This is a genomic window from Pseudomonas putida, assembly GCF_022627325.1.
In the GTDB taxonomy this organism is placed as follows: domain Bacteria; phylum Pseudomonadota; class Gammaproteobacteria; order Pseudomonadales; family Pseudomonadaceae; genus Aquipseudomonas; species Aquipseudomonas putida_X.
In genome coordinates, this window is sequence record NZ_JAETZZ010000001.1 from 609,249 (window position 1) to 633,175 (window position 23,927).

25 protein-coding genes are annotated in these 23,927 nt (G+C 59.4%); 24 read left to right on the forward strand and 1 reads right to left on the reverse strand.

The genetic code is table 11. The features are described from left to right. Window position 1 precedes the first annotated feature (1 nt). The 24 genes from JNA92_RS02770 to JNA92_RS02885 all read left to right on the forward strand — a co-directional run bounded on the left by JNA92_RS02770 (window position 2) and on the right by JNA92_RS02885 (window position 22,816). A complete protein-coding gene (locus JNA92_RS02770) occupies window positions 2-2,053 on the forward strand; it encodes a DNA polymerase (RefSeq protein ID WP_009682627.1) in 2,052 nt (683 codons plus the stop codon). Between the two features lie 12 nt (window positions 2,054-2,065). Then, window positions 2,066-2,281 carry a hypothetical protein gene (locus JNA92_RS02775; protein ID WP_009682626.1) on the forward strand — a complete coding sequence of 72 codons (216 nt, stop codon included), beginning with the start codon at window positions 2,066-2,068 and terminating at the stop codon, window positions 2,279-2,281. 34 nt (window positions 2,282-2,315) lie between these two features. Beyond that, window positions 2,316-2,525, forward strand: a complete 210-nt coding sequence (locus JNA92_RS02780) for a hypothetical protein (RefSeq protein WP_009682625.1) — start codon at window positions 2,316-2,318, stop codon at window positions 2,523-2,525. After that, a complete protein-coding gene (locus JNA92_RS02785; protein WP_177329609.1) occupies window positions 2,474-3,223 on the forward strand; it encodes a hypothetical protein in 750 nt (249 codons plus the stop codon). The genes JNA92_RS02780 and JNA92_RS02785 overlap by 52 nt, the downstream gene beginning before the upstream one ends. An 86-nt stretch (window positions 3,224-3,309) precedes the next feature. Next, complete coding sequence (locus tag JNA92_RS02790) at window positions 3,310-3,777, forward strand: dATP/dGTP diphosphohydrolase domain-containing protein (protein WP_127644134.1); 468 nt, start codon at window positions 3,310-3,312, stop codon at window positions 3,775-3,777. Beyond that, window positions 3,771-3,950, forward strand: a complete 180-nt coding sequence (locus JNA92_RS02795) for a hypothetical protein (RefSeq protein WP_009682622.1) — start codon at window positions 3,771-3,773, stop codon at window positions 3,948-3,950. The genes JNA92_RS02790 and JNA92_RS02795 overlap by 7 nt, the downstream gene beginning before the upstream one ends. Further along, on the forward strand, window positions 3,943-4,101 hold the full coding sequence (locus JNA92_RS02800; RefSeq protein WP_009682621.1) for a hypothetical protein: 159 nt from the start codon (window positions 3,943-3,945) through the stop codon (window positions 4,099-4,101). The genes JNA92_RS02795 and JNA92_RS02800 overlap by 8 nt, the downstream gene beginning before the upstream one ends. Next, window positions 4,098-4,343, forward strand: coding sequence for a DUF7220 family protein (locus tag JNA92_RS02805; RefSeq protein WP_009682620.1), 246 nt, complete (start codon window positions 4,098-4,100; stop codon window positions 4,341-4,343). Before JNA92_RS02800 ends, JNA92_RS02805 begins: the two co-directional genes overlap by 4 nt. A gap of 12 nt (window positions 4,344-4,355) precedes the next feature. Then, window positions 4,356-4,550, forward strand: a complete 195-nt coding sequence (locus JNA92_RS02810) for a hypothetical protein (protein WP_009682619.1) — start codon at window positions 4,356-4,358, stop codon at window positions 4,548-4,550. A 227-nt stretch (window positions 4,551-4,777) separates the two neighbouring features. Then, window positions 4,778-6,352: a portal protein gene (locus JNA92_RS02815; RefSeq protein WP_010953251.1), complete on the forward strand. Its 1,575-nt coding sequence runs from the start codon at window positions 4,778-4,780 to the stop codon at window positions 6,350-6,352. A gap of 198 nt (window positions 6,353-6,550) precedes the next feature. Further along, window positions 6,551-7,270 carry a capsid assembly protein gene (locus tag JNA92_RS02820; RefSeq protein WP_241803224.1) on the forward strand — a complete coding sequence of 240 codons (720 nt, stop codon included), beginning with the start codon at window positions 6,551-6,553 and terminating at the stop codon, window positions 7,268-7,270. A gap of 27 nt (window positions 7,271-7,297) precedes the next feature. Beyond that, window positions 7,298-7,756, forward strand: coding sequence for a DUF1353 domain-containing protein (locus JNA92_RS02825; RefSeq protein WP_009682615.1), 459 nt, complete (start codon window positions 7,298-7,300; stop codon window positions 7,754-7,756). After that, on the forward strand, window positions 7,753-7,962 hold the full coding sequence (locus JNA92_RS02830; RefSeq protein WP_009682614.1) for a hypothetical protein: 210 nt from the start codon (window positions 7,753-7,755) through the stop codon (window positions 7,960-7,962). Before JNA92_RS02825 ends, JNA92_RS02830 begins: the two co-directional genes overlap by 4 nt. A gap of 160 nt (window positions 7,963-8,122) precedes the next feature. After that, window positions 8,123-9,091, forward strand: a complete 969-nt coding sequence (locus JNA92_RS02835) for a phage capsid protein (RefSeq protein WP_009682613.1) — start codon at window positions 8,123-8,125, stop codon at window positions 9,089-9,091. A gap of 61 nt (window positions 9,092-9,152) precedes the next feature. Next, window positions 9,153-9,740 carry a tail protein gene (locus JNA92_RS02840; RefSeq protein WP_009682612.1) on the forward strand — a complete coding sequence of 196 codons (588 nt, stop codon included), beginning with the start codon at window positions 9,153-9,155 and terminating at the stop codon, window positions 9,738-9,740. A gap of 3 nt (window positions 9,741-9,743) precedes the next feature. After that, window positions 9,744-12,089: a tail protein gene (locus JNA92_RS02845; protein WP_009682611.1), complete on the forward strand. Its 2,346-nt coding sequence runs from the start codon at window positions 9,744-9,746 to the stop codon at window positions 12,087-12,089. Beyond that, window positions 12,064-12,558: a hypothetical protein gene (locus tag JNA92_RS02850; protein ID WP_127644136.1), complete on the forward strand. Its 495-nt coding sequence runs from the start codon at window positions 12,064-12,066 to the stop codon at window positions 12,556-12,558. Before JNA92_RS02845 ends, JNA92_RS02850 begins: the two co-directional genes overlap by 26 nt. Continuing rightward, window positions 12,543-13,103 carry a virion core protein, T7 gp14 family gene (locus JNA92_RS02855; protein ID WP_009682609.1) on the forward strand — a complete coding sequence of 187 codons (561 nt, stop codon included), beginning with the start codon at window positions 12,543-12,545 and terminating at the stop codon, window positions 13,101-13,103. The genes JNA92_RS02850 and JNA92_RS02855 overlap by 16 nt, the downstream gene beginning before the upstream one ends. 9 nt (window positions 13,104-13,112) lie before the next feature. Further along, window positions 13,113-15,302, forward strand: a complete 2,190-nt coding sequence (locus tag JNA92_RS02860) for a hypothetical protein (RefSeq protein ID WP_009682608.1) — start codon at window positions 13,113-13,115, stop codon at window positions 15,300-15,302. A gap of 12 nt (window positions 15,303-15,314) precedes the next feature. Further along, window positions 15,315-20,039, forward strand: coding sequence for a transglycosylase SLT domain-containing protein (locus JNA92_RS02865; RefSeq protein ID WP_009682607.1), 4,725 nt, complete (start codon window positions 15,315-15,317; stop codon window positions 20,037-20,039). Between the two features lie 67 nt (window positions 20,040-20,106). Continuing rightward, entirely contained in the window at window positions 20,107-21,747 is a 1,641-nt protein-coding gene (locus JNA92_RS02870; RefSeq protein WP_009682606.1) for a phage tail fiber protein, read from the forward strand. Further along, window positions 21,747-22,259: a hypothetical protein gene (locus JNA92_RS02875; RefSeq protein ID WP_009682605.1), complete on the forward strand. Its 513-nt coding sequence runs from the start codon at window positions 21,747-21,749 to the stop codon at window positions 22,257-22,259. Before JNA92_RS02870 ends, JNA92_RS02875 begins: the two co-directional genes overlap by 1 nt. 46 nt (window positions 22,260-22,305) lie before the next feature. Next, window positions 22,306-22,542, forward strand: coding sequence for a hypothetical protein (locus JNA92_RS02880; protein WP_009682604.1), 237 nt, complete (start codon window positions 22,306-22,308; stop codon window positions 22,540-22,542). Continuing rightward, entirely contained in the window at window positions 22,529-22,816 is a 288-nt protein-coding gene (locus JNA92_RS02885; RefSeq protein ID WP_009682603.1) for a hypothetical protein, read from the forward strand. Before JNA92_RS02880 ends, JNA92_RS02885 begins: the two co-directional genes overlap by 14 nt. On the opposite strand, the gene JNA92_RS02890 is transcribed toward JNA92_RS02885, so the two are convergent. Next, window positions 22,813-23,841, reverse strand: coding sequence for a hypothetical protein (locus tag JNA92_RS02890; RefSeq protein WP_127644138.1), 1,029 nt, complete (start codon window positions 23,839-23,841; stop codon window positions 22,813-22,815). The two genes, JNA92_RS02885 and JNA92_RS02890, sit on opposite strands and share 4 nt — an antisense overlap. Window positions 23,842-23,927: the final 86 nt, after the last annotated feature.

Consider the following 23,927-nt stretch of genomic DNA (forward strand, 5'->3'; position numbering starts at 1 on the left):
AATGCAAGAACCCCTTCTGTTCGACCTCGAAACGAATGGGTTCCTGGAGGCAGTCTCCGTCATCCATTGCCTTGTCATTGAAGACACGGCAACTGGGGACGTTAAGAAATTCCCGCCTGGCCTGATCGCCATGGGAGTCAAATGGCTCCAGGAGCAACATTCCAAAGGCCGCTTCATCGGCGGCCACAACGTCATCAAGTACGACATCCCCGTTATCCAGAAGCTGTACCCCGGCTTCATCGTGAACCCCGCCCTGGTCATCGACACCCTTGTTTGCACCCGACTCATCTGGTCGAACATCAAGGACACCGACACCGGCCTCCTCAAAAAAGCAGTCCTCCCCGGCAAGCTCTTCGGCTCCCACTCCCTGGAAGCCTGGGGCTACCGCCTGCGCCTGATGAAAGGCGAGTACGCAACCGAGTTTAAGGCGCGTATGGGCGATGCCTACGTGGACGGCATGGAGTGGCTGGAGTTCTCGCAAGAGATGCTCGACTACTGCGTCCAGGACGTTGTGGTGACTTCCGCTCTGTGGAAGCGAATCCTCGGCAAGAACTACTCCCCACGGGCACTGGCCCTGGAACACCGAGTGGCCTGGCTCATGGCCGCCCAGGAGCGCAACGGCTTCCACTTCAACCGTGAGAAGGCAGCCATCCTGTACGCCAAACTGGCGCAGCGTAGGGGCGACCTGGAACGCGAGCTGAAAGAGTTCTTCAAGTTCTGGCACGCACCCGCAGGCGAAGTCCTCACCAAGAAAACCCGGCGAGTCTTCATCGAAGACCCCCGTGGCAACACTGAGCGCCGCGTGAAACTCAAGGGCCAGCCCGCGTTTACGCAAGTGGGATGGTTTGAGAAGTACACCGAGGGCACCCGGTACACCAAAGTCAAGATTGTGGAGTTCAACCCGTCCTCTCGGGACCACATCGCTGACCGGCTCACGGCCCTCTACGGCTGGGTTCCTGAGAAGTTCACCAAGGGCGGCAAGCCCCAGGTGGACGACGAAGTGATGTCCAAGCTGAACTACCCGCCGTGCAAGCTCCTGACCGAATACCTCCTGGTCGCCAAGCGCATCTCGCAACTGGCCGAAGGGAAGCAGGCGTGGATGCTGGTGGAGAAACAGGGCCGCATCCACGGCTCCGTGAACCCCAACGGTGCGGCCACCGGGCGAGCGACTCACGCTTACCCGAACGTGGCCCAGGTGCCTGCGTCCGGCTCGCCCTACGGGATCGACTGCCGCGAACTGTTCACCGTGCCCCACGGCTGGCTCCTGGTCGGTGCCGATGCCTCGGGCCTGGAGCTGCGCTGCCTGGCTCACTTCATGGCTCGCTACGATGGCGGCAAGTACGTGGACATCCTCCTAAACGGGGACATCCACTGGGCCAACGTCCAGGCCATGGGCATCACCAGCGAGAAGCGAGACGACCACAACACGCTACACAAGCTGTACCGCGATGGTGCGAAGACCTTCATTTACGCCTTCCTCTACGGAGCCGGTGATGAAAAGGTCGGGACCATTGTTTACGGCATGGTCGCCAAGGCAAAGGCGCTGGGCCTCGACTACCAGCACCTCCTGGACGTGTTCTTCAACGGGCAAGACAACCCGGACGAAGAGGCGCTCAAGGCCGCTGGCAAGAAGCTGAAAGCAACCTTCCTGCGCAAAACCCCAGCCCTGAAAAAGCTGGTCAAGGCAGTGAAAGAGGCAGCCAAGCGCGGCCACCTGGTCGGCCTGGATGGTCGCCACGTTCACGTCAAGTCCGCCCACGCGGCACTCAACTACCTCCTGCAAGGGGCCGGTGCGCTGGCCTGTAAGCAATGGCTTGTGTTCCTGGATGACGAACTCCAGGCACGCGGGCTGAAACACGGCTGGGATGGCGACTATGCCTTCTGCGCCTGGGTCCACGACGAAGTACAGATTGCCTGCCGTAACGAAGCCATCGCGGCCATCGTGCGGGAAGCGGCTGAGGCTTGCGTGGCGAAAGCAGGCGAAGCCTTCAACTTCCGGTGCCCCCTGGCCGGTGAATCAAAAATGGGCCTGAACTGGGCCGAAACACACTAACGAGTAAAGAAAATGACGAAAGACCCTGTTCTCCTGGAAGTCCTGTACGAAGCCTTCAAGAGCCCCTTCAAGATCCAATCGGACTTCGCCCGCTTCGAAGCCCAGGCAGTAGCCTCGCTGGCATCGCTGGGCTTGCTCAGCACCCTGGAAGGTCACGGCCAGTATGGTCGCAAGTGGCGTGTCACTGGCACCGGCCTTGACCTGCTACGGGAAAACGATTACCTGTGACCCCATCACTTCACTAAGTTAGAGAGGCACTCCCATGTTGACCCCCTGGACCATCACCATCGACGTGAACGGCACCAAGCACGCATTGGAGTACCCAGCACGTCCGCTCGATGCGGAACTGGGCGCTGACTTAGTGAAGCTCTTCGGCCAATACGGCTTCATCTTCCAAGAAGACCTGACAGAGATTCGCGAGTGCGCAGAGTTATCATCGACGCCGATGTCCTATCCGTCCAAGCAGCAGTAGTAAACCAGAAAGCCATCCGCTGGGGAGGCGATGAGGAGGGCGAACGAGCCCTCTGGACCCTCCACGCATTTGAAGAGGATGGCGAAGCCACCTTCACCGGGATGGTTCAAAACTTGATCGACAAAACGGGGGCCGATGAGGCCCTTCTTGTTTTCTCGGACAAGGTGAACTGGCGGAAGACCGTTCTCCCGACCTACAAGCACAACCGCAACAAAACCGTCCAGCCGCTCCTCCGGGCTCACCTCACGGCCTGGGCTCAAGAAACCTTCCCGTCTGTCACCAAGCCCACCCTGGAGGGAGATGACGTGTGTGGGATTCTCCTGACCCGGACCCGTAAGTTCGGTGAGGAAATCGTGGTCGCCTCCATCGACAAGGACTTCAAGACAGTCCCCGGCCACCACTACAACTTCAACACCGACACCTTCTTTGAGGTGACAGAAGAGGAGGCCGACTACTGGCACCTCTACCAGACCCTCATGGGCGATACCACGGACGGCTATACCGGCTGCCCCGGCATTGGCCCAGTGGCTGCCAAGCGGCTCCTGGACAAGTCCCCCACCTGGGAAACCGTAGTGGCCGCTTTCGATAAGGCCGGCCTCTGTGAAGAGGAAGCACTGGTCCAGGCCCGCGTGGCCCGAATCCTCCGTGCCTCCGACTACGACTTCAAAAATCAACAGGTGAAGCTGTGGACCCCGTAATGAACTGCGCGTCCTGCGCTTCCCTGGAATCGACCGAACCCAACGTCTGCAAGGGCTGTGGCCCTGCCTACAACCGATGGACCCCCATGAGTACCGAGATGATCCCCGCTGTAGAAGTCCCTGTCCTCAAGGACACGAACCCCAAGGATGGCATTGGCGCAACCAAGCTGCCGCTGTCCCTGGTCCCATCGACCGCCGTAGCGCTCCAGTCCCTGGCCCACCTGGACGGTGCCCTCAAGTACGGCAAATGGAACTGGCGCATCGCTGGTGTCCGCGCCTCGATCTACGTGGATGCAGCCCAGCGGCACCTGAGCAAGTGGTTCCACGGCGAAGACATCGACCCGGATAACGGGCTACCCCACCTGGCAATGGCGATGGCCTGCCTGAACATCCTGGTCGATAGCCAGGCCATGGGGAAACTCACCGATGACCGCCCACCACGGGCACCTATCGGCCATTTCTTCGACAACCTCACCGTCCACGTAGGCCGCCTGGCAGCCAAGCACGCGGACAAAACCCCGTACCACCACACCGTTAAGGATTCCGAATGCTGAGAGCCCGATACCGTCCTGCAGAACGCGACAACGCCTCCTGCCGTACCTGCGATGCCATCATCCCGAAGGGCGCACTGGCGTTCTTCCGACCCTCTTACCGCAACAGCGCAATCATCTGCACTGCCTGCGTGAACAACATGCACACCATCATCCAGGAGCCCGCCAATGCGTGAGTACCTTGTAACCCGCTGGGGCCGCTATGAGGCCAACGTGGTCGTAACCGCCAACTCCAAGGCTGAGGCCGAAAACGCAGCCGATGAGCTGGAGGATGACGACTGGCACGTAAGCCTTGAGTGCGAAGACGGGGATTGCTACCCGGCATGAGCCAGTCCCGCCGAAGCTCCCTGATCGAAGCCGGGATCAATACCATGATCGGCTTCGGCATCAACTACCTGGCGAACCTGGTAGTCCTGCCGATGTTCGGAATGCACGTCTCGCTAAGGGACAACTTCTTCATGGGCCTGGTCTACACCGCAATTTCCGTGGTGCGCAGCTACGCGGTACGCCGCTGGTTTAACGCCAGAATCGCCGCAATGTCCCGCCGAATAGTCGGGGGACCACAGTAGGATTAACGAGCCGTGAAAACGGAAAGATTCCCCAACGTTCCCCGTGAGCTGCTGGTGGAGCTGGAGAAGCGATTCCCCAACGTCCTGCCTGTAGACCCTCACATCACCATCCATGAAGTGAACATCCGTCAAGGACAGCAAGAAGTCATCCGACTCCTGCGTAGCCGCTTCGACATCCAAAACACCACTGTTCTGGAATCACAATAATGTGTTCGCACTCAAGCACACCTAAGACGACTGTAGCGGCCCCAACGCCTGCCCCAGCCGCGCCCACGGTGCAATCCGCGCCTGCGACAAGTAACACCGCAGAAAGCACCGATACCCAACAGGCTCAGTCCGCAGCGAACGGGCGCAAGTCCCTTCGCATCGACCTGACCCAAGCATCCACCGGGAGTAGCTCTTCGGGGCTGAACATCCCTCTATAACGAGACCCCATGGCGAAGACCGAGCAAGAACCCGAACGGGGCCTTGCCGCTAGTCTTTATGCCAAGCTCGCACCAGACCGCGAGACCTTCCTACAGAGGGCACGGGACTGTTCCAAGTACAGTATCCCAACCCTGATCCCGCCTGCCGGTCACGCAAGTGGCACGAAGTTCTACACCCCATGGCAAGCGGTGGCCGCCCGAGGCGTTAACAACCTCGGGGCAAAGTTACTCATGGCCTTGCTCCCACCGAACTCTCCGTTCTTCCGCCTGGAGATCGACGAGTTCACCGAAGAGAAGCTGACAAGCAATCCTCAGATGCACGCCGATGTCCAAGCGGGCCTGGCGAAGATTGAGCGAGCGGTGCAAACCGAGATTGAAACCACCGCCATCCGCGTGACTGGTTTTGAGTTGCTCAAGCATTTGATTGTTGGCGGCAACGGCCTTGTGTACCTGCCTCAGCAGGGCGGCATGAAGTTCTACCCCCTTGACCGCTACGTGGTCCGGCGTGACCCCATGGGTAACGTCCTGGACATCGTGGTCAAGGAGGAGGTCTCCCTGGCGGTACTGCCAGAAGAGGCCCGGTCATTAGTCGAACCTGGCGATGACTCCGGCGACACCCCGCGAGACCATAACAAGAACGTCTCGATCTACACCCACATCACCCTCAAAGGTGAGACCTGGAATGTGTATCAGGAGGTTAAGGGCCAGATTGTCCCCGGCTCCCGAGGCACGTACCCGAAAGACAAGTGCGCCTGGCTCCCGATTCGATTCGTCAAGATCGACGGTGAGAACTATGGCCGCTCCTATGTGGAAGAGTACCTGGGCGACATCAAGTCGCTGGAAGGTCTCTCCCAGGCCATCGTGGAAGGCTCCGCAGCCTCCGCCAAAGTCCTGTTCCTGGTGAACCCCAACGGGGTCACTAGCTCCAGTGAACTGGCCGAAGCGCCGAATGGCGAATTTGTGGATGGCGTGGCATCTGATGTCCAGGCCCTCCAGCTTCAAAAGTCCGGTGACTTCCGTGTGGCACTGGAGACCATCAACACCATCACTGAGCGCCTTGAGTTCGCATTCATGCTGAACTCCGCGATTCAGCGGAATGGTGAGCGAGTTACAGCCGAAGAAATCCGGTACATGGCCGGGGAATTGGAAGCCGCCTTGGGCGGTGTCTACTCCATCCTCAGCCAAGAATTCCAGCTTCCGCTAGTCAACCGCATCATGTTCTCGATGCAGCGCCGCAAGAAGCTCCCCGAGCTGCCCAAGGGCACCGTTAGCCCCACCATTGTGACGGGTATGGAGGCCCTTGGACGTGGCAATGACCTGACCAAACTGGACCAGTTCATCTCCACCATCATGCAGATTCCTGATGCCGCCTCCCGGATCAACTGGGGCAACTACATGACCCGCAGGGCCACCGCCCTCGGGATCGACACAGACGGCCTGGTGAAGACCGACCAAGAGGTCCAGCAGGAACAACAACAGCAACAGATGCAGCAGGCAATGCAGTCGGGCGTAGCCCCGGCAGTGCAGGCCGCTGGTCGCATGATGGAGAAAGGCCAACCCGATGGCAGCCAAGCGCAAACCTAAAGAGCCCGAAGAGGGCGCAGTCCCTGAGCCCCTTATCGAATACTTCGGTGAGGGCGCAGAGCAAGTTCAATTCAACATCAACCCCCAGGCCAAGCGATACCGAGTGTTCGCTAATGGCCGCGTTCTCGAAGACCTTTAATGGAAAGCATTGAAATCGTAACCCCGAACCCGTCTGCCCCCGAAGGGCATGATGAGGCAATGATTGCCGCAATCGACAAGGCCAATGCTGGCCCGGTAGGCGACAACATCACGACCCCTGCTGAAACCGTAGAGCGCCCCGAGGGCCTGCCCGAAGGCTTCGATTCCTGGGATCAGTTGGCAAAAGCTTACGCCGACCTCAAGGCACCTGCCGCCGAAACTCCAGCAGCGCCCGTAGAGCCCGAACCCTCTACGGCCACCCCGGATGAGGCGAGCCAGGCCCTTGAGTCGAAAGGCTTGGACCTGGCTGAGTTCTCCCAGGAGTTCGACCGAACTGGCGCACTGAGTTCTGAAAGCTATGAACGACTGGCTAAAGCGGGGTATCCGCGTGGCGTGGTCGATCAATACGTAGCAGGCCAGCAGGCTCTGGCAGACCAGCACATCTCCGCAATCAAGGGGGAAGCTGGCGGTGTCGATGAGTACGCAAGCCTGGTCACATGGGCCAAGGCCAACTTGGCACCGGCCCAAATTGAAGCCTTCAACACCGCTGTGAATGGCAACCTGGAACAAGCGAAGCTGGCCGTTAACGGCCTCAACGCCCAGTACCGGGCCGCCATTGGCACCGAACCAAATCTCATTGGTGGCGGCAAAGCAGCCGCAGCCGATGTCTTCGAATCCACCTCCCAGGTGACTGAGGCGATGAGCGACAAGCGCTACCGCAGTGACCCGGCATACCGTGCCAAAGTCCAGGCCAAGCTCCTCCGTTCCAACGTCTTCTGACGCCTGGCCGCAATAAGAAAAATAACAATGAGCGGCTTCACCGACGAACACTTCTCCATCAAGTGGATGGAGGAAGTGGATGGCGTGGACTACTGGGCGTCTTCGTCCTTTCGCTACTGGATCGGTCCCATTGGGACTGGCCGGTATGTGGATGTCCCCGCTGGCTTCATCACTGATGGGGCCTCTGTACCCCGTCCGTTCTGGTCAATGATCCCCCCATGGGGCACCTACGGCCAGGCGGCAATCGTCCATGACTACCTGTGCGAGACCCTCACCGTGCAACTAGCCGGTGTGCCAATACGCATCACCCGAAAAGAGTGCGATGGAATCTTGCTCCAGGCCATGACCGACCTTGGAGTTCCCCTGTGGAAACGCTCCGTAATTTATGGGGCCGTGCGTGCTTACGCATTGGCCGCAAACGTGACCCAGCCATCCGGCCTGGTTCAACTCCCAACCCAAACCCAACAAAAGGAAACACCCCAATGAGCTTTTTGAAAACCGTAGCCGTAGACGCTGAGTCGTTCCTGGCAAAAGTCCTGGCGAACCTGGTCTCCGAAGTTGCCGCTGACGGCACCGTGACCAAGGCCGATGCAATCCAGGCAGTGGCATCTGCCGCTGTTTCGACCCTGGCTAGCGCCACCAGCGCTTCCAGCACTGCCGCTGTATCTGGTGCCGTTGTCGCTGACAACTGATCCACCCGGCCTGGCCCGTAGCCGTTAATACGGGCCGCCTCAGCACCTTGAGAAGCAACAGAAAAGTCCAGCCGCACTGCGCCCCTGCGCGGTGGCAACGCGGGCCACGGGATTCACCCCGGCTCGCTCCATCGACTTTTTCTCAAGGATTCACCCCTCAATGTCTGATGCAACTGTTTCCCGCCTGGGCCAAGCGAACCTGACCGGCGATGCCAAAGCGCTGTTCCTGAAAGTGTTCTCGGGCGAAGTCCTGACTGCCTTCCAGGAGTCGTGCGTCACCGCTGACAAGCACCTGGTCCGCACCATTACCAGCGGCAAGTCCGCCCAGTTCCCAATCCTGGGCAAAATCTCGGCCCAGTACCACACTCCGGGCGCTGAGATTGCTGGCCTGAGCGTGCCTGCGAACGAGCAAGTCATCACCATTGACGACCTGCTTATCTCGCACGCATTCATCGCTTCCATCGACGAAGCCATGAACCACTACGATGTCCGTGGTCCGTACTCGACTGAGATGGGCCGCGCCCTGTCGTACACCTACGACAAGCACATCCTGCAACTGGGCGTCCTGGCTGCCCGCGCATCGGCCCCGGTTTCGACCGAAGCTGGTGGCGGTTCGGTTACTGACTCCGCGCTGCTGACCGATACCACTGGCGAAGCCCTGGTAGCTGCACTGTTCGCAGCCGCGCAGAAGCTAGATGAGAAATTCATCCCGGCTGATGAGCGTTACGCCTACCTGACCCCAGCGGCGTACTACATGCTGGCTCAGAACACCAAACTGATGAACTCCCTGTGGGGCGGCCAAGGCAGCTATGCCAAGGGCGAACTGCCACAGGTGGCGGGCATCAACCTGGTGAAAGCTGTTCACGCTCCGTTCGGTTCCAACATCGCCACCGTTGCGAATGGCGGCACCGCGCTGACCGCAGGCACCAGCGACAAGTACGCTGTAGATGCCACCAGCACCGCAGCCCTGGTCATGCACAAGGCCGCAGTCGGCACCGTCAAGCTGATGGACCTGGCGATGGAGTCGGACTACGACATCCGCCGTCAAGGCACCCTCATGGTCGCCAAGTACGCCATGGGCCACGGCATCCTCCGCCCAGCAGCCGCTGTCGAGCTGAAAACCGCCTAACCACCAACCTAGCCTCACTCAAGGACTTCCTTGTGTGGGGCTTTTTTTTCGTGCCTAGAAAATGAAGACACTCGCCCAAACGACCGAGCTAGATGCCGTAAACATCATGCTCAATACCATTGGCGAGTCGCCAGTCAACTCCCTGGATGATGGCCTTCCCGTAGCGGATGCCGCCATCGCACGCTCAGTCCTCCGCGAAGTCACCATCGACGTGCAATCGCCTGGATGGCAGTTCAACACTGAGCGCAACTACAAGCTGACTCCGGCTCTCCTCACGAAGTACATCACCGTTCCCGGCAATTGCCTGGAGGTCACGCCAAGCGGGAAGAGCGCCACCCTGGACATCACACTCCGAGGGACGCGCATCTACGACCGCCAGAACCACACGTATGAGTTCGGCTCCTCGATCACCGTGGATATGGTCGTTCTCCTGGACTTCGCAGAACTTCCCCAATCGGTGCGGCACTACATCACCATCCGGGCCTCCCGTGTTTTCCAGCAGCGGAACGTGGGCTCTGATGTCCTCAACGGGTTCACCGAGAAGGACGAAACGCGGGCCCTGGTCGCCATCCGAAAATACGATTCGGAGACCGGGGGCTACAACGTGCTGACCGGCAACTACTCCGTAATGCGGGTACTTGACCGATAGCCTATGTCCCTAATCTCATCCTCTATTCCGAACTTCGTTAACGGCGTTTCCCAGCAGCCCTTCACCCTCCGCCTGGCCTCCCAACTGGACGCCCAAGAGAACGGCATCTCAACCGTTTCTGAGGGCCTGATGAAGCGCCCCCCGACCACCCACCTGGCCCGAGTGACTGCCTCTCCACTGGAGTCGGCATTCGTCCACACCATCAACCGTGACTCCACCGAACGCTATCAAGTAGCGATCACCAACGGAGGGCTCCGTGTATTTGCCGTAGACGGCTCTGAGCGCACGGTGTCTTTCCCGGACGGAACCAGCTACCTGGCAGCAAGTGACCCAGCGAGCGACTTCACGGCCATCACTGTGGCGGACTACACCTTCATCGTGAACAAGGCCATCACTGTGGCGAACCGCGCAGCAGTGAGCGGAACCCGTGGGCCCGAGGCATTGATTAGTGTCATCCAAGGCAACTACGGGCGAACCTACGGGGTCATCTTAAACGGCGTGACTGTGGCTACATACGCGACCCCAGATGGGTCCGATGCCACAAAGACCGCTCTGGCCTCCACGGATTACATCGCCACTGAGCTGGTGGCGGGCATCCAAAGCGCTGGCTTCACATGCGTGCGTGCGGGCTCGTGCCTGTACATCACCAGCACCGCGGACTTCACCATCGACTGTTACGATGGCTTCAACAACAACGCCATGAAGGCGTACAAAAAGGTAGTCCAGTCGTTCTCCACGCTGCCTTCCAACTGCACCCAGGCCGGTGGCTGCCTGTTCGAAATTACCGGCGACCCCGGCGATTCTTCGGACGACTACTACGTCTATTACGATGTTGGCACTGACAGCACAGGCGTGTGGCGTGAGTGTGTCGGTCCTGGTGTAGCGCTGGGCCTGGATGGCTCAACCATGCCGCACACGCTGGTCCGTAACGCGGACGGCACCTTCACCTTCCAGGCTGCCACCTGGACGGACAGAGTGGCCGGTGATGCGGACACTAACGAAGACCCGTCTTTTGTGGGCCGGACAATCAACGATGTTGTCTTCTACCGGAACCGCCTGGGGTTCCTTGCCGATGAGGCCGTGATTTTCTCGGAGTCGGGGAAATACTGGAACTTCTACCGCACCACCGTGACGGAGCTTCTGGACAGCGACCCTATCGACGTATCCAGCACGTACACCAAAGTGGCGATCCTCAAGCACGCGGTGTCGTTCAATAAGCAACTCCTGCTGTTCTCCGATGAGGTCCAATTCCTGATCGACAACGGGGACACCCTCACGCCCAAAACCATCTCCATCAAGCCATCCACGGAGTTCGTGTGTAACGCCCTGACCACTCCCCAGTCCGTGGGGAAGAACGTCTACTTTGCCTCCGACCGGGAGAACTGGACGGCCATCCGGGAATACTTCACGGACACGAACGATGTCTCCAACGACTCCACGGACGTGGCCTCGCACGTCCCCCAGTACATCCCTTCGGGTGTGTTCAAGATTGCCTCATCCAGTTCTGAGGATATGTTGTGCGTCCTCACCACCGGGGACCGCCATTCGATCTACGTGTACAAGTTCTACTGGGACGGTGACACGAAGGTGCAAAGCTCCTGGAGCAAATGGACCTTCCCGGACACCGATACCATCCTGAATGCTGAGTTCCTGGACTCCGAAGTGTTCCTGGCGATCAACCGTGCCGATGGCCTGTACTTCGAAAAGCTCACCGTAGCGACGGACAGCCTGGGGACAAATGAGCCGTACCTGGTTCACCTGGACCGCAAGCAGTACGTCACGAAGGACACCCTGAGCTACTCCGATGGATACACCACCATCCCGCACTCATGGGCCATGGATGATGGGACATACATGGCTGTGACCGCCACCGGGCAGACCCTCAAGCCTGGCGTGGTCGCGGAAATCGTGTGGGATGGGTCAACGGCAAAGGTGAAGGGGAATTACACCACCTCGGACCTAATCGTCGGTCGGCAGTACGTGTTCAGCTTCCAGCTAAGCACCATCACCGTGAAGACCCAAAGCGCAGGCGGGGGGACCAAGAGCGACACCGAAGGCCGCCTCCAGCTTCGTAAGGCTTCCGTGAACTTCGCCAACACCGGGTACTTCCAGGTGAAGGTGACGCCACGTTATCGGGACACCTATACCTACACCTACTCGGGCAAGGTACTGGGCACCCCGAGCGCCACATTAGGACAGGCAGAGCTGAGCACCGGCAAGTTCACGTTCCCCATCATGACTCAGAACACGGATGCCACCATCGTCATCGAGAACGGCTCACCGATGCCTTCGGCCTTCCTGAGCGCTGACTGGGAGGGCTTCTTTGTCAAACGCAGCCAGGCTGTCTGAGGTCGCGTGGGTACTGGAGACGACACCGGCACACTGCCATGAGCTGGCCGCCAACATGCGGGAGGAGGACCGGGATGAAATCTGGAAGTCCTCCCGCTTGCACCCCCTGGACGCATTACTCCTGGGGCAGATGGATTCGCTGCGCACCTGGACCTACCTGGTTCATGGGCGCGTGGTCGCCATCTTCGGCGTGGCCCCGCTGACTGAGATGGTCGGCGCTCCGTGGATGCTCGCTTCCTCCGAGCTTTCAAAGGCCCGCAAGACATTCCTGGCGCACTGCCGGGACTACATCAACCAAATGCACGAACTGCGTCCGGTACTCATGAACCGGGCGTGGACGGGCAACCCTGTTCATCTCCTGTGGCTACGCTGGCTGGGCTTTGAGTTCTGTGACCCGGAACCCTTCGGCCCTGATGGCGAAGCCTTCCAGGAATTCCAGAAGGTCCAATTCCCATGTGTACCATCGTAGCAGCAGCGTGGGCCGCAACGGCCATCGCAGCGGCTGGCACCACCGCGTCCGTGGTCCAGCAGAACCAACAAGCGAAATCGACCGCAGCGTATGAAGAGCAGCAGTCCGAGAACGACTTGAAGGCGTATCAGGACAACCAAGCGCAGACCGGCTACGCGAACGAGCAGGCCCGTGAGTCTGCGTCCCAGCAGGAATACCAGAACAACCTCAAGGCCCGAGCGGCTATGTCCACGGCGCGCGCCCAGGCGAGTGAAGCAGGCGTAGAGGGCAACTCTGTGGATGCACTCCTGGCCGACCTCTCGGCCCAGCGTGACAACTACAACCAATCCGTAGAGCAGAACTACAGCACGACCGTAGCGAACAACAACACCCAGCTACAGAACAACTACTACGGCATCCAAAGCGCGCTCAACTCCCTCCGCTCCGTGGACTCCCCGAACTACCTGGAAGCTGCCAGTCGCATCGGCTCCAGCGCACTCGGGGCCTACAGCACCCAACTACGGGCCAACTCTGGCTCAACCACCGTAACCCCTAATGGCTCATAAGGAGGCCACATGCGTGGACAAGTGAACTATGACCCTGGCGTCCAGGGCATGGAGCAAGTAAACCCAATCGCCTTCCAGCCAGTCCGGGCACACCTGGACGATACGGCTGGATTGAAGGCCAACCAACTGGCCCAGGCGCTTGGCTCCTCAGCGATCCCCCAGGCGCTCCAACAGTTCGGCTCCGCTGAGGATCAGCAGGAGCGGCAGAAGGCTCAAGACACAGCGGACTCCATGACCGTAGGTGAGCTGGGCCAGAAGATCAAAGACGGCTCTATCCTGGCCTCCCAGTCCCCAGCCTTCCAGGGCACGCTCCAGCACATCTACGGTGAGAACCTGATGCAAGGCATGGAGCGGGACACCATGTCGAAAATCCAGACTGGCGAACTCCAGTTCACCGATCCCCAGCAGGTGGACGAGTACCTCACGAAGAGCCGCAATGAAGCGCTTGAGGGGCAGAACCAGTTTGCCGTGGCGGGCTTCGATAAGGGCTACCAAGCGTTCCGCATGAACGTGTTTGACACGAACGCCCGGACGATGAACTCCAAGGCCATCACGGAGGGCATCCAGCAGTCCAGCGACAACCTCATGAACGTGGTGGGGGATGTCACTGGGGGCCAGTTCAATGGCACCACGGACCAAGCCGCCCAGGCCATTGCCAGTCGATTCAACCTGCTGTCGTCCACCTCGCTCCTCCGGGATGATGCCCGCAAGACCACCTTGAACAACACGCTGGTCCAGATTGCGCAGACCGGGAACAAGTCCCTGGTGGATGCGCTCCTGGCGCAGAAGCTGTCATCCGGTGTCACTGTGGCTTCCACGCTGGGCGGAACCACCGCAGCCGAAATGAGCCTCCACGCGCAGAGCATGGATGACCAGAACCAGCGCAAGCGTGTGGACGATGAGATTCGCCCGTTCCTGACCCAAGCGGATGCCGGTGAGCTGGACCAGAGGGGCTTCAACGATTGGGCGCAGAAGAACGAACGGTGGGTCACGGCCAGCACCTGGAACGCTGTCATCAACCATAGCCAGTCCCAGTTGAACCAGCGGCAGAACAACATCAACCGCTTCCAGCTTCTGTCCACCGCCCAGCAGTCCATGGCGAACGCCCAGCAATCAACGCGGGTAGCCATCGACCAAGGCAACCTGGCGTACCTCCAGCCTCAGCAGGTGATGAGCCCCGAAGGCAAGATGAAGGCTTTCGAGACCGAGCAGTACGCCCAGCAGTACATGGCAAACCGTGTGCAGCAGGAGCAGATGCCGTTCGACAAGCAGGTGCAGTTCTACTCCACGAACAAGGTGGATAACCCCCAATGGAAGAGCATTCTCCAGTCGGGTCTCACCAACCTGGCGTCCCTTGGATGGACACCGGACGGGAAGCAGCAAGGCCAGCTTAACCAGCAGGGCCAGGGCGCTATCGACACCTTCAACCGCATCAACGCGGTGAACCCGGCATACGCCCAGCAGCTTGCCGGTGGGGCATACCAGAAGCTCTCCGACATCCAGTTCCTGATGGAGAAGGGCGGCTTCCCCGATGCCAACTCAGCGGCATCCCTGGTCTATCAGGGCGGCAACTCCGGTGTCACCGAAGCCGATATGGGGGCCATGAAGGCCAACGTAGCGAGCGCTGTGAATGACGTGGTGAACCCTGGATTTATGTCCCGGACAGTCCACTGGGCTGAGGGACTATGGGGCAATGACCAGACGAACCTCACGGCAGTCCAGGCGGACATTCGCCGCAGGTCGGAACTCCTCCTCAAGTCCGGCCAGGTGCCTGACGCGGCCAGCGCTGTGAAGGCCACGGTGCAGTACCTACAAGACCCGAATGTCTCCACGAATATCAACAACACCCTGTACCTGAATAAAGACCTGCCCCAAGTCCCCAAGGGAGAAGACCGGGGGAAATGGGTAGAGCGCTTTATTGATGAGGTGCCGGGGAAGGTCGCGGATGCCCAAGACATCGGCAAGGGGAACATCCGCATGGAGCCCAACGACCGGGGCGGTTACACCATGTGGACCGGGGGCGTGCCCCTCACAGATACGAACCACCAAGTCCTGAACTACTCCCGCCAGCAGGTGGAGAAGTGGATTGGGAACACCTACTCCGCAGACCTCAAGGCTAAGACAGCCGCAGCTAATGCAGAACATGCCGCCGAAGTGCAGCGTGCGCTGAATCCTATTGACCCGCAGTACCTCCAATAACAAAGGCAAGTAATGACTCAAATTTCTCTGGAAGATGCCCGGAAAATCACTGATTCGACCGAGCAACAATATGGCCTCCCGCAAGGGACGCTGTTCAAGATGAGCGGTGAAGAATCATCGTTCAACCTCGATGCCGAAAGCGGCAAGGGAGCCGAAGGCCCGTTCCAACTGATGCCCGCCACGCAGAAGGCATACGGTGTCACTGACCCGCACGACTACACCCAAGCCGCCGATGCCGCTGGGCGCTACATGCGAGACAGCCTGGCGAAGTACAACGGCAACATGGATATGGCCCTGGCCGACTACAACGGTGGTCCTCGGGCTGCCAAGGCCCTGGCCGCAGGAACCCCTTGGCCGGAAACACGGGACTACCTGAGCAAGTTCAACGGCACCACCCCAGCCGCAGGGCAGACCCCCTCGGGAAAGCCTGACCCCCTGTCCTCCGCCTTCACCTCCGGCGATACGATTGGCCCGGACCAGAGTGCCTCCGCTTCGGACCTGGTACAGATGCAGGCCCAGCAGCAGGCAGAGAACGGGGGCTTCATCAACAACGTGGAGAACCTCCCGCTTTCGCTGGCCTTGGGCTTCGCTTCGGACAACTCCGTGGTGAACTGGTGGCGGGACAGGGGGACGCAATCGACGGACTGGAACTTCTCTTGGGACAATGACAAGGCCGGCAAATACCTGGAGGGCATTCCCGAGAAGAACTGGGACTACATCCTCCAAGCCACAAGCGACTCCGATGCCGACTTCCGGCGGTCCCGGATGCAGCAGTCCATGCAGGATGAGCAGAAGCTGTCTGAGATGGGAGTCGTAGGCATGGGAGGCCGCCTAGTCGGTGGGCTAGTGGACTTACCTACGCTCATTGGCTTTGTCCCCGGCATGGGCGGCGAAGGCTTGCTCACGGCTGGCTCAAGGATTGCCAACGCAGTCCGCATGGGCGTGGTCGGGGCTGGGACCAACGTGGGCTATGACGCCCTCATGAACCGATACAACCCGCTCCGCACGGATGACGACCTGTATATCTCCGCAGCAATGGGCTTGGGCCTCGGGGCGATTGGTGGCGGGCTGGCTCATGTGGAGGGACCACTGGCTGAGGAGAACTCCAGACTGGCCCAGTGGGGCCGCCAGGAATCAGGCAAGGCGCAGATCAAGGAGCTGACAGATGCGGGATTCCTGCGCCCCGGTGAAGGCGCGCTGAGCCAGCCTGAGTTTCTCCGCAGGTTCGGCCAGGACGCCAAGACTGAGAACACGCCCGGTAACGCCATCATCTGGCGGGCTGAGGATGGTGGGTCCGCACGCATCCACTCTCCCGGTGAAGAACCGAAGACCGTGGACTTGCCCCCCGAGGAGCCACGGGCACCCGAGGAACCAGCGGCTGGGCCCAACGAGCCTCCACCGGAAACCCCACGGGATGAGCCCGAAGCACCTGCAACGCCAGGCCGAAAGCAGCCGTGGAGTGAAGAGTGGGACACGCCCCGCTATGAAACCTCGGGAGGCCGTGATGACAACCTGGTTCTGCCTAGTGGCATCAATCGCGTTAGCCAACTAGCTGACTACGTGCGGGCCTACTCAAAAAACCCGGATATGGTCAAGGTACTGAACCGTGTCCTGAAAGCCGTGGACCTCCGCAAGATGAACTTCAAGGTCATTGAAAAGGGCCAGAAGTTCGGCAACCCCGCTATGGACGCAGCCATTAAGACAGCCAAGGGCGCAGTGCTGACTCCGCACCACTCCACTGGTGATGGCATCCAAATGTTCCTCCGGGGCCATTCGTACATGAGTCCCACCGGGCGACTGTCTGACCTCTCGGGGCTCAATGAAGAGACCTTCGTACATGAGCTGGTCCACGCGGCCACCGTGTACAAGATCCACGCAGTGAATGACCCGCACCTGGGAATCTCGGACCCGCGCATCGGTAGGGCCGCCGAAGACCTGGATAGCCTCCATGGCTCGCTGACCAAGGCCGCTAAGGCTGAGTTCGGTGACTCCTGGAAGAGCGCGCTTGAGGGCCGCCTGGGGATCAACCTCCAGAACCCCAAGGAACTGATTGCTTACGGACTCACGAACCCACGGCTACAGCAGTGGATGAAATCCAAAGCCGTGCCAGGGCAGCCAGATAAGCGCCTGTGGGACCGCTTCGTGTCCAGTCTGCGCAAGCTCCTGGGCATTGGGAAGAACGAACACAACGCGCTCTCAAAGTTGCTGGAGGTTGCGGGACCGCTCACTGGCAACGGTGGAGTGGTGCGCAGAACTGTAGCCCCGTCCACCCAAGTCCATGTGGACACCGAGGCCGCCAAGGCCGCGAACATCCCCGAAGTGTTCGGCTGGGGCCTGGGCCTGGAGAACAAGCTGGGCAAAGCTGAGGCACCCTCGGCAGTACGCTCGCTGGCCTCCAAGCTGTTTGGGACATCCATCGGCTACAAGGACCATTCCGTGGTCGGGCCTAACGCCTGGGATGACACCACGAAGTGGGCTGAGGGCTGGGCCACACAGATGAAGAAAGCCTCGCTTCCGCAGTTCCAGAAATGGTTCCAAGCGAACGGCTTCAAGTGGCACCAAAAGGCCCAGGCTTATGACCAGTTCGGTAGCCTGGTGTCGGACTTTATCCGGGGCCGGGATGCGGACTTCCCTGATGAAGTAGTGCGTGCTGGTGAGACCATCCGCAAGACCCTGGACCATGTGGCGGACTACATCAACAACCCCCTCAAGGATGAAGGCCGAATCAAGCTGGGCCTGACTGAAACGGAAATCCGCGACCCGGATACTGGCGCTACCTCCGTGGTAGGCACCCTGGAGAAGAACCCGAACTACCTCCCACGTAAGCATGACGTGAACAAGTGGAACTCCATGGTCAACACCTGGGGCCACGAAGCTGTCACCGGCTGGTGGGCACGGGCGTATCAAGGTGCCCGAGATGGCATCTCTGATGAGGCTGCCACTCGCTGGGCAAAATGGTACGTTCGGACTGTCGAAGAGGCGCACGCGAACCGCACTCAAGACGCAATGGGTTCCATGATGATGGGCACCGACCGGGAAGCCTTGAAGCACTCGCTAATGCTCAACGGGGGCTACTCGGAAGAAGAGGCTGTGCGGGTCATGGACGATATGCTGCCCTCGAAGGGAACGGATGCTGGGCGGACTGCCGCAAGCCTCAAAAATCGGAACTCTGTGAATGAGCTTCACACGGAGACCTGGACAGGGGCTGATGGGACGAAGAGCGCTGTTTCCATGAACGACTTCATCCACACCAATGCCTTCGAAGTTGTGGAGCCGTACCTACGCCGCATGGCCGGGAGCGTGGCACTCGCCAAGCACCTGGACGTGTACAAGGGGCAGGACATCGAAAAGGCCATTATGGCTGCCACGGAGAACAAGTTCGGGGAGGGGATGCGCCCAGGCGCGAACGTCTCGGGTATGCGTAAGGACTTGAAGTTCGCCTTCGATCGCATCCAGGGCTTGCCGATGGAGGAGTTCTCCACGCTCAACAAAAGTCTGGAAATGTGGCGGAACTTCAACGTCATCCGGCTCATGGGCGGGGCGGTATGGAACCAAGTCTCCGAACTGTCGCAGATCACTGGGTCCATGGGCTGGAAGGCCACACTCCAGGCCGTGCCAGCGCTCCGCGCTCTACGCCGTGACATCGCCACTGGCCGCGCACCGGATGACCTCCTGGACCATCTGGAAAACACCATCGGCGGTGCCGGGGCGGATTATGTGGCTCGCCTGAGTTTCAGCGCCAAGGATGACTGGGTTCGCCACAACGGCGATACCGCGTTCAACCGCAAGCTGGATGCCGTGGATAACGGACTGCGCAAAGTTGCCAAGGGAGTCCTGGACTACACCGGCATGACTCCACTGATGATCCAGCAGAAGCGTATCCACGCCATCGCACTGGTGAACCACTGGGTCAACCATGCCAACGGGGCAGCCTCCAAGCTCCTCACAGATGATCGACTCGCCTGGATGGGGATGAGCAGGGACCAAGCCAGTAGCGTCCTGGACGACCTCAAGAAGTACAGCACGCCCCGCAAAGGTGCCTTCGGTCCGTCCCACAAGCTGGACTTCGGGGCATGGGTCAAAAACTCTCCCGAGAACTACTCCAGATTCATGACCGCTATGCACCGGGAGTCTCGCCGTGTCATCCAGGAGAACGACCTTAGCTCCATGATTCCACTCATGGGGACCACACTAGGAAAAGCGATGTTCCAGTTCATGGCCTTCACCATGCACGGCTGGAACAAGTCCATGCTCTTTGCCGCGAACCATCGGGACTGGGCCACGTTGTCCACTGTCCTGCACGGTGGCTTCCTGGCGAGCCTGACCTACATGGGGCGGACCATGCTGGACTCCATGGGGATGAACGAGGAGACCCGCCAGAAGTACCTGGATCAGCGCATGGCCCCCGGCCAGATCGTTGCCAACAGCTTCGGCAAAATCTCCCAGGCATCACTCTTGCCGAACCTCTATGACACGGTGTCACCGTACCCGTTGTTCTCGGGGATGCGGACCACCAGCGACCTCTCCAGCTTCGTATCCAACCCGACGTATCAGGCAATCAACGGCCTCATCTCCATGAAGAAGCTCGTCAAGAACGGGCTTTCCGATGACTCCCAAACGTCCGCAACGGACATCAAGAACTGGGCCCGCCTTCTGCCGCTGAACAACGTAGCCCCCGTTAGCACCATGCTGAACATGATCGCCAACGACTACCCAACAGGCGCGAAGCAGCACTAGCCCCACACAACCACCTTTATGAGAACCCCGGCTCCGGCTGGGGTTTTCTTTTTATGGAACCCTCTATTTGGCTTACACACCATACAGCTACGTCCAGTTGAAAGCGGACGGAGCCACCACGAACTTCCCCTTCAACTTCCCCTACCTGGACACCGCCCATATCCAGGTGTCCGTGGACACAGTGGTCACGGACTTCACTTGGGTAGATTCGTACACCATCAAGATTGCCTCCGCGCCTGTCGCTGGGGCTGTGGTGGAGATTCGCCGGATCACCCCAAAGGACTCTGCCATTGTGTCTTTCCAGGATGGCTCCACGCTCCTGGAAGCCGACCTGGACCTGATGGTCACGTACAACCTGTACTGCGCCCAGGAGGCGTATGACGGCACCCAGGCGAGTATCCACCTGACCGCTGATGGCGTTTGGGATGGGCAGGGCGTCCGCGCCACTGACTTCGCAGACCCTGTAGATGCGCAAGACCTGATGACGCTCAACTACATGAACGTCAACTTCAGGAACACCATGCTTGCGATTGAGCAGGACTCCATCGACAAGACCACGGCAATCCGAACGGCGGCCAACAGCGACCTGGAGGCGATCCACACGACTGCTGTGAATGACCTCAACGTCATCACCCAGGCAGCAGAAGCCGCGACCTCCGCTTCTCAAACGGCTGCCAAGACAAGCGAAACGAACGCCGCGAACTCAGCAGCCGCAGCTTCGGCCTCGGAGACGGCCAGTGCCGCTTCGCAAGCAGCCGCGAAAACCAGCGAGACCAACGCCGCAACATCTGAGCAGCAGGCAGCAGGGTACGCCGCGAGCTTGAAGCTGCCAGTAGCCTCCGGTGAGGCGCTCCAGGCCCTTCGGCAGAATGCCACGGAGACCGGGCTGGAATACTTCCCGTCACACTTGGCTCATGGCTTGGGGGCCCTGGTGGACTTCCGCACCACAACCATGGCCACGGCTACCCCCGCAGACGTTTACGGCACGGGCACTCAGTTTGGCTTCATCTCTGGAGGGCCAGGGGGGCTTGCCATCCCAGGAGTGGCTGACCCGAGCTATGGCATCCTTACTGTGCATGGGCATTGGAAAGACACATCGGCATTGCCAGCTATCGCCCAGGAGTTCGCATCGGGCACTCAGCGGTTCTTCCGATATGCCACTGGGGCCACCACCTGGTCCGCCTGGTTTACGGTCTACAACAGCGGTAACTTCGCAATCTCCAACTACATCGCAGTGGGCTCACAGCACGACACCACAGGGATGAAGTTCTACTCGGGAAGCCCGCCCGCCATCGCCTCTATCACCGCTTCCGGGCAGAGCCCCGCACTCACCATCGGCAACAGCGACAATGACGCCGCCTCCGCTGTAATGGCGTTCATCCGCGATGGGCAGTACGCCTGTTACCTGGGCATCGACACGGACAATGTGTTCAAGATCGGCGGATGGTCCATGGGGGACGTGTCCTATCCGGTCATCCACTCGGCCAACCTCGGGGCCTACACGGGGCAGCTAGCAGTCGGCGCAGTGGGCACCTACGCCTTCATGTGGGCGAACGGCAACTATGCCCCAGGCACCCTCCTGGCGGGCTCCAGCATCTACTACGGCTCCTACAACTACCAATCGTCTGTCACAGCATCCGGCACTTGGATGGTGTGTGGATACCTTTCCTCCGGCTACAAGGCCACCGTCATGTTGCGAGTAGCGTAATGACTGATACCAGCACCACAAGCACCACAAGCACCTCAGCAGCGGTGTACACCTCGGCTTCAAGCCCGGTCTACGCGAACGCTGACAAAACCGCTGTCACCCTGACTGTCACCTTCGCCAGCATTGGTGAGGCCCCCTTCACGGCCACGCAAGACGACACCCACGACTACGGGCGTGAGCTTTTCACCCGTGCAGTGGCCGGGGACTTCGGGACCGTGGGGGACTTCGTTGTCTCCAGCGACACCACGCGGATGGAGTTCGTCCTTAATCGCACCGATGCCGTTGCTGCCATCACAGTAACCACCACGGCAGGGAACACCTTCAATGGCGATGAGGCCAGCCAAAACCGCATGGCCCGGTCCATCGTGGCTCTGAGCGATACCGACACCATCACTTGGGTACTCGCCAACAACAGCACCATCCAGGCCACTAAGGCCGAACTCCAGGAGGCGCTCAAGCTCTCCGGGGAAGCCCAAACGGCCCTGTGGGTCCAAACCTCTACCACCTCTTAATAGATTCGCCCTCGGGAGACCGGGGGCCACCAATTGGAAAACAACAATGAGCGAAACAATCGACCGCCGCGTGACCCGCCTTGAGGTCCGCGTGGAAGCGCAGGAGAAAGAACTGGGCGTGGTCCAGAAGATGACCGAAGCGCTGAATGAGGCCCTGACCAACATCCAGGACAACCTCACTCAAATCAAATGGCTCGCCCTGGGCGTAGCGATCACCATGGCCGTGAACTACCTCGGCTTCCCTAAAGCACTCGAAATGGTAGTCCACCATGTCCTCGGATAGAGCAACCGAAAAGGAACTTGCAGTAGTCCACAACGAGTTCGCCGTGTGGTGCCTCGAAATCATGCGGGGCGTCCCTGTGACCATCGACGGTGAGGGCGTTATGGAGGACGGGAAGCTGGTGCGCTCGCCACCGGCACCGGCGTACCTCAACGTCATCCGCCAGTTCCTAAAAGATAACAAAATTGAATCTTTGGCCCCCAAAGGGACAGCAATGGGAGACCTAAGTGATTTGCCTGTCTTTGACGATGACAATGTAGTCCACTTGAGTCGTTAACTGTTTCGGAACATATATTCGTCCGCATCACACCGATCACACCAGTTGCCTCCCGCATTTCGGGTGTGTTCGCTGACAGGCGCGTTGCATATCGCGCATCGCGGCCATCTATCGTATTTTCCGCACCAGTGGCAGTGTTCGTCCACCATGGAGAACGCCGTTATATAGCAGTTGTCACAAGTCCGAATCAGGACTCCGTCCGAATAATGATCCTCTCTAGCTATTGAAAATTCTTCCTCAAATAGCTGCACGACTGAACCTGTGTTTCGGCAACTAATGCACTCGTACTCAAACTCCATTACATCAGGCGTGAACCCAGCGTCAATGCTCGATTTGAGCGGCTGTAGCAATGAGGAGTAGCAGGATTCACACTGGCAGGTACTCAAGAATGGCCAGGCGGTGTCCGGGAGACCGGCAGCTTGCCATTTTTTGGCGGCCTCGCTCTGAGTCCTCTCATAGAACTCACTCACCGCCACCATTGAGTCCCATGCCGTTCCAAGAAGATCGGACGGGCTATCGCTTAGCTCTTCGTGAATGAACCGTTGAAGCATGGGGAATAGATCAACGATCAGTCGCTGAATTTCAGTCGTAGGCGCCTTTGGATGGAAGTGTTCAAGGTCATTGCGGCAGTCGCGAAGTTTTTTTACGACATTCCAGTCATGGAATATTTTAAGTTCCTGGAGTCGGGCTTCGATCATTCCAGTGTCAATAGTTTCTTTGGGGTGCGGAGTCGGACGCCATTCAAGTAGGCCGCCAGAGTTCCTGTGTGGTTGAATTTTGATTGGTTTGTGAAGTAGCTCTACAACTTGTTCTGGAGTGCTGGCAAGTGAGCCGATGCGGTACTTAAAGAGAAGTAGCACCCCTGAATAGAAATTGCGTGCCGCAGAGATGGCGCGCCGTTCTTTTCCTGGAGTGGCACTTAGCTCATAGTCCTCTACTCCAAGACAGATCGAGTCCACTGCATTTTGTAAAAGTTCATCTAGTTGGATTACAGGTGAAGCGACTGCCTTTCTAGATCTACTCATTAATTAGCTCCCACTCAACACCCCTGATTCTAACCCAATAACAATAACAGGTGCCCCCAGGCGCGTCCTGGGCGGCCTTGCGGCTA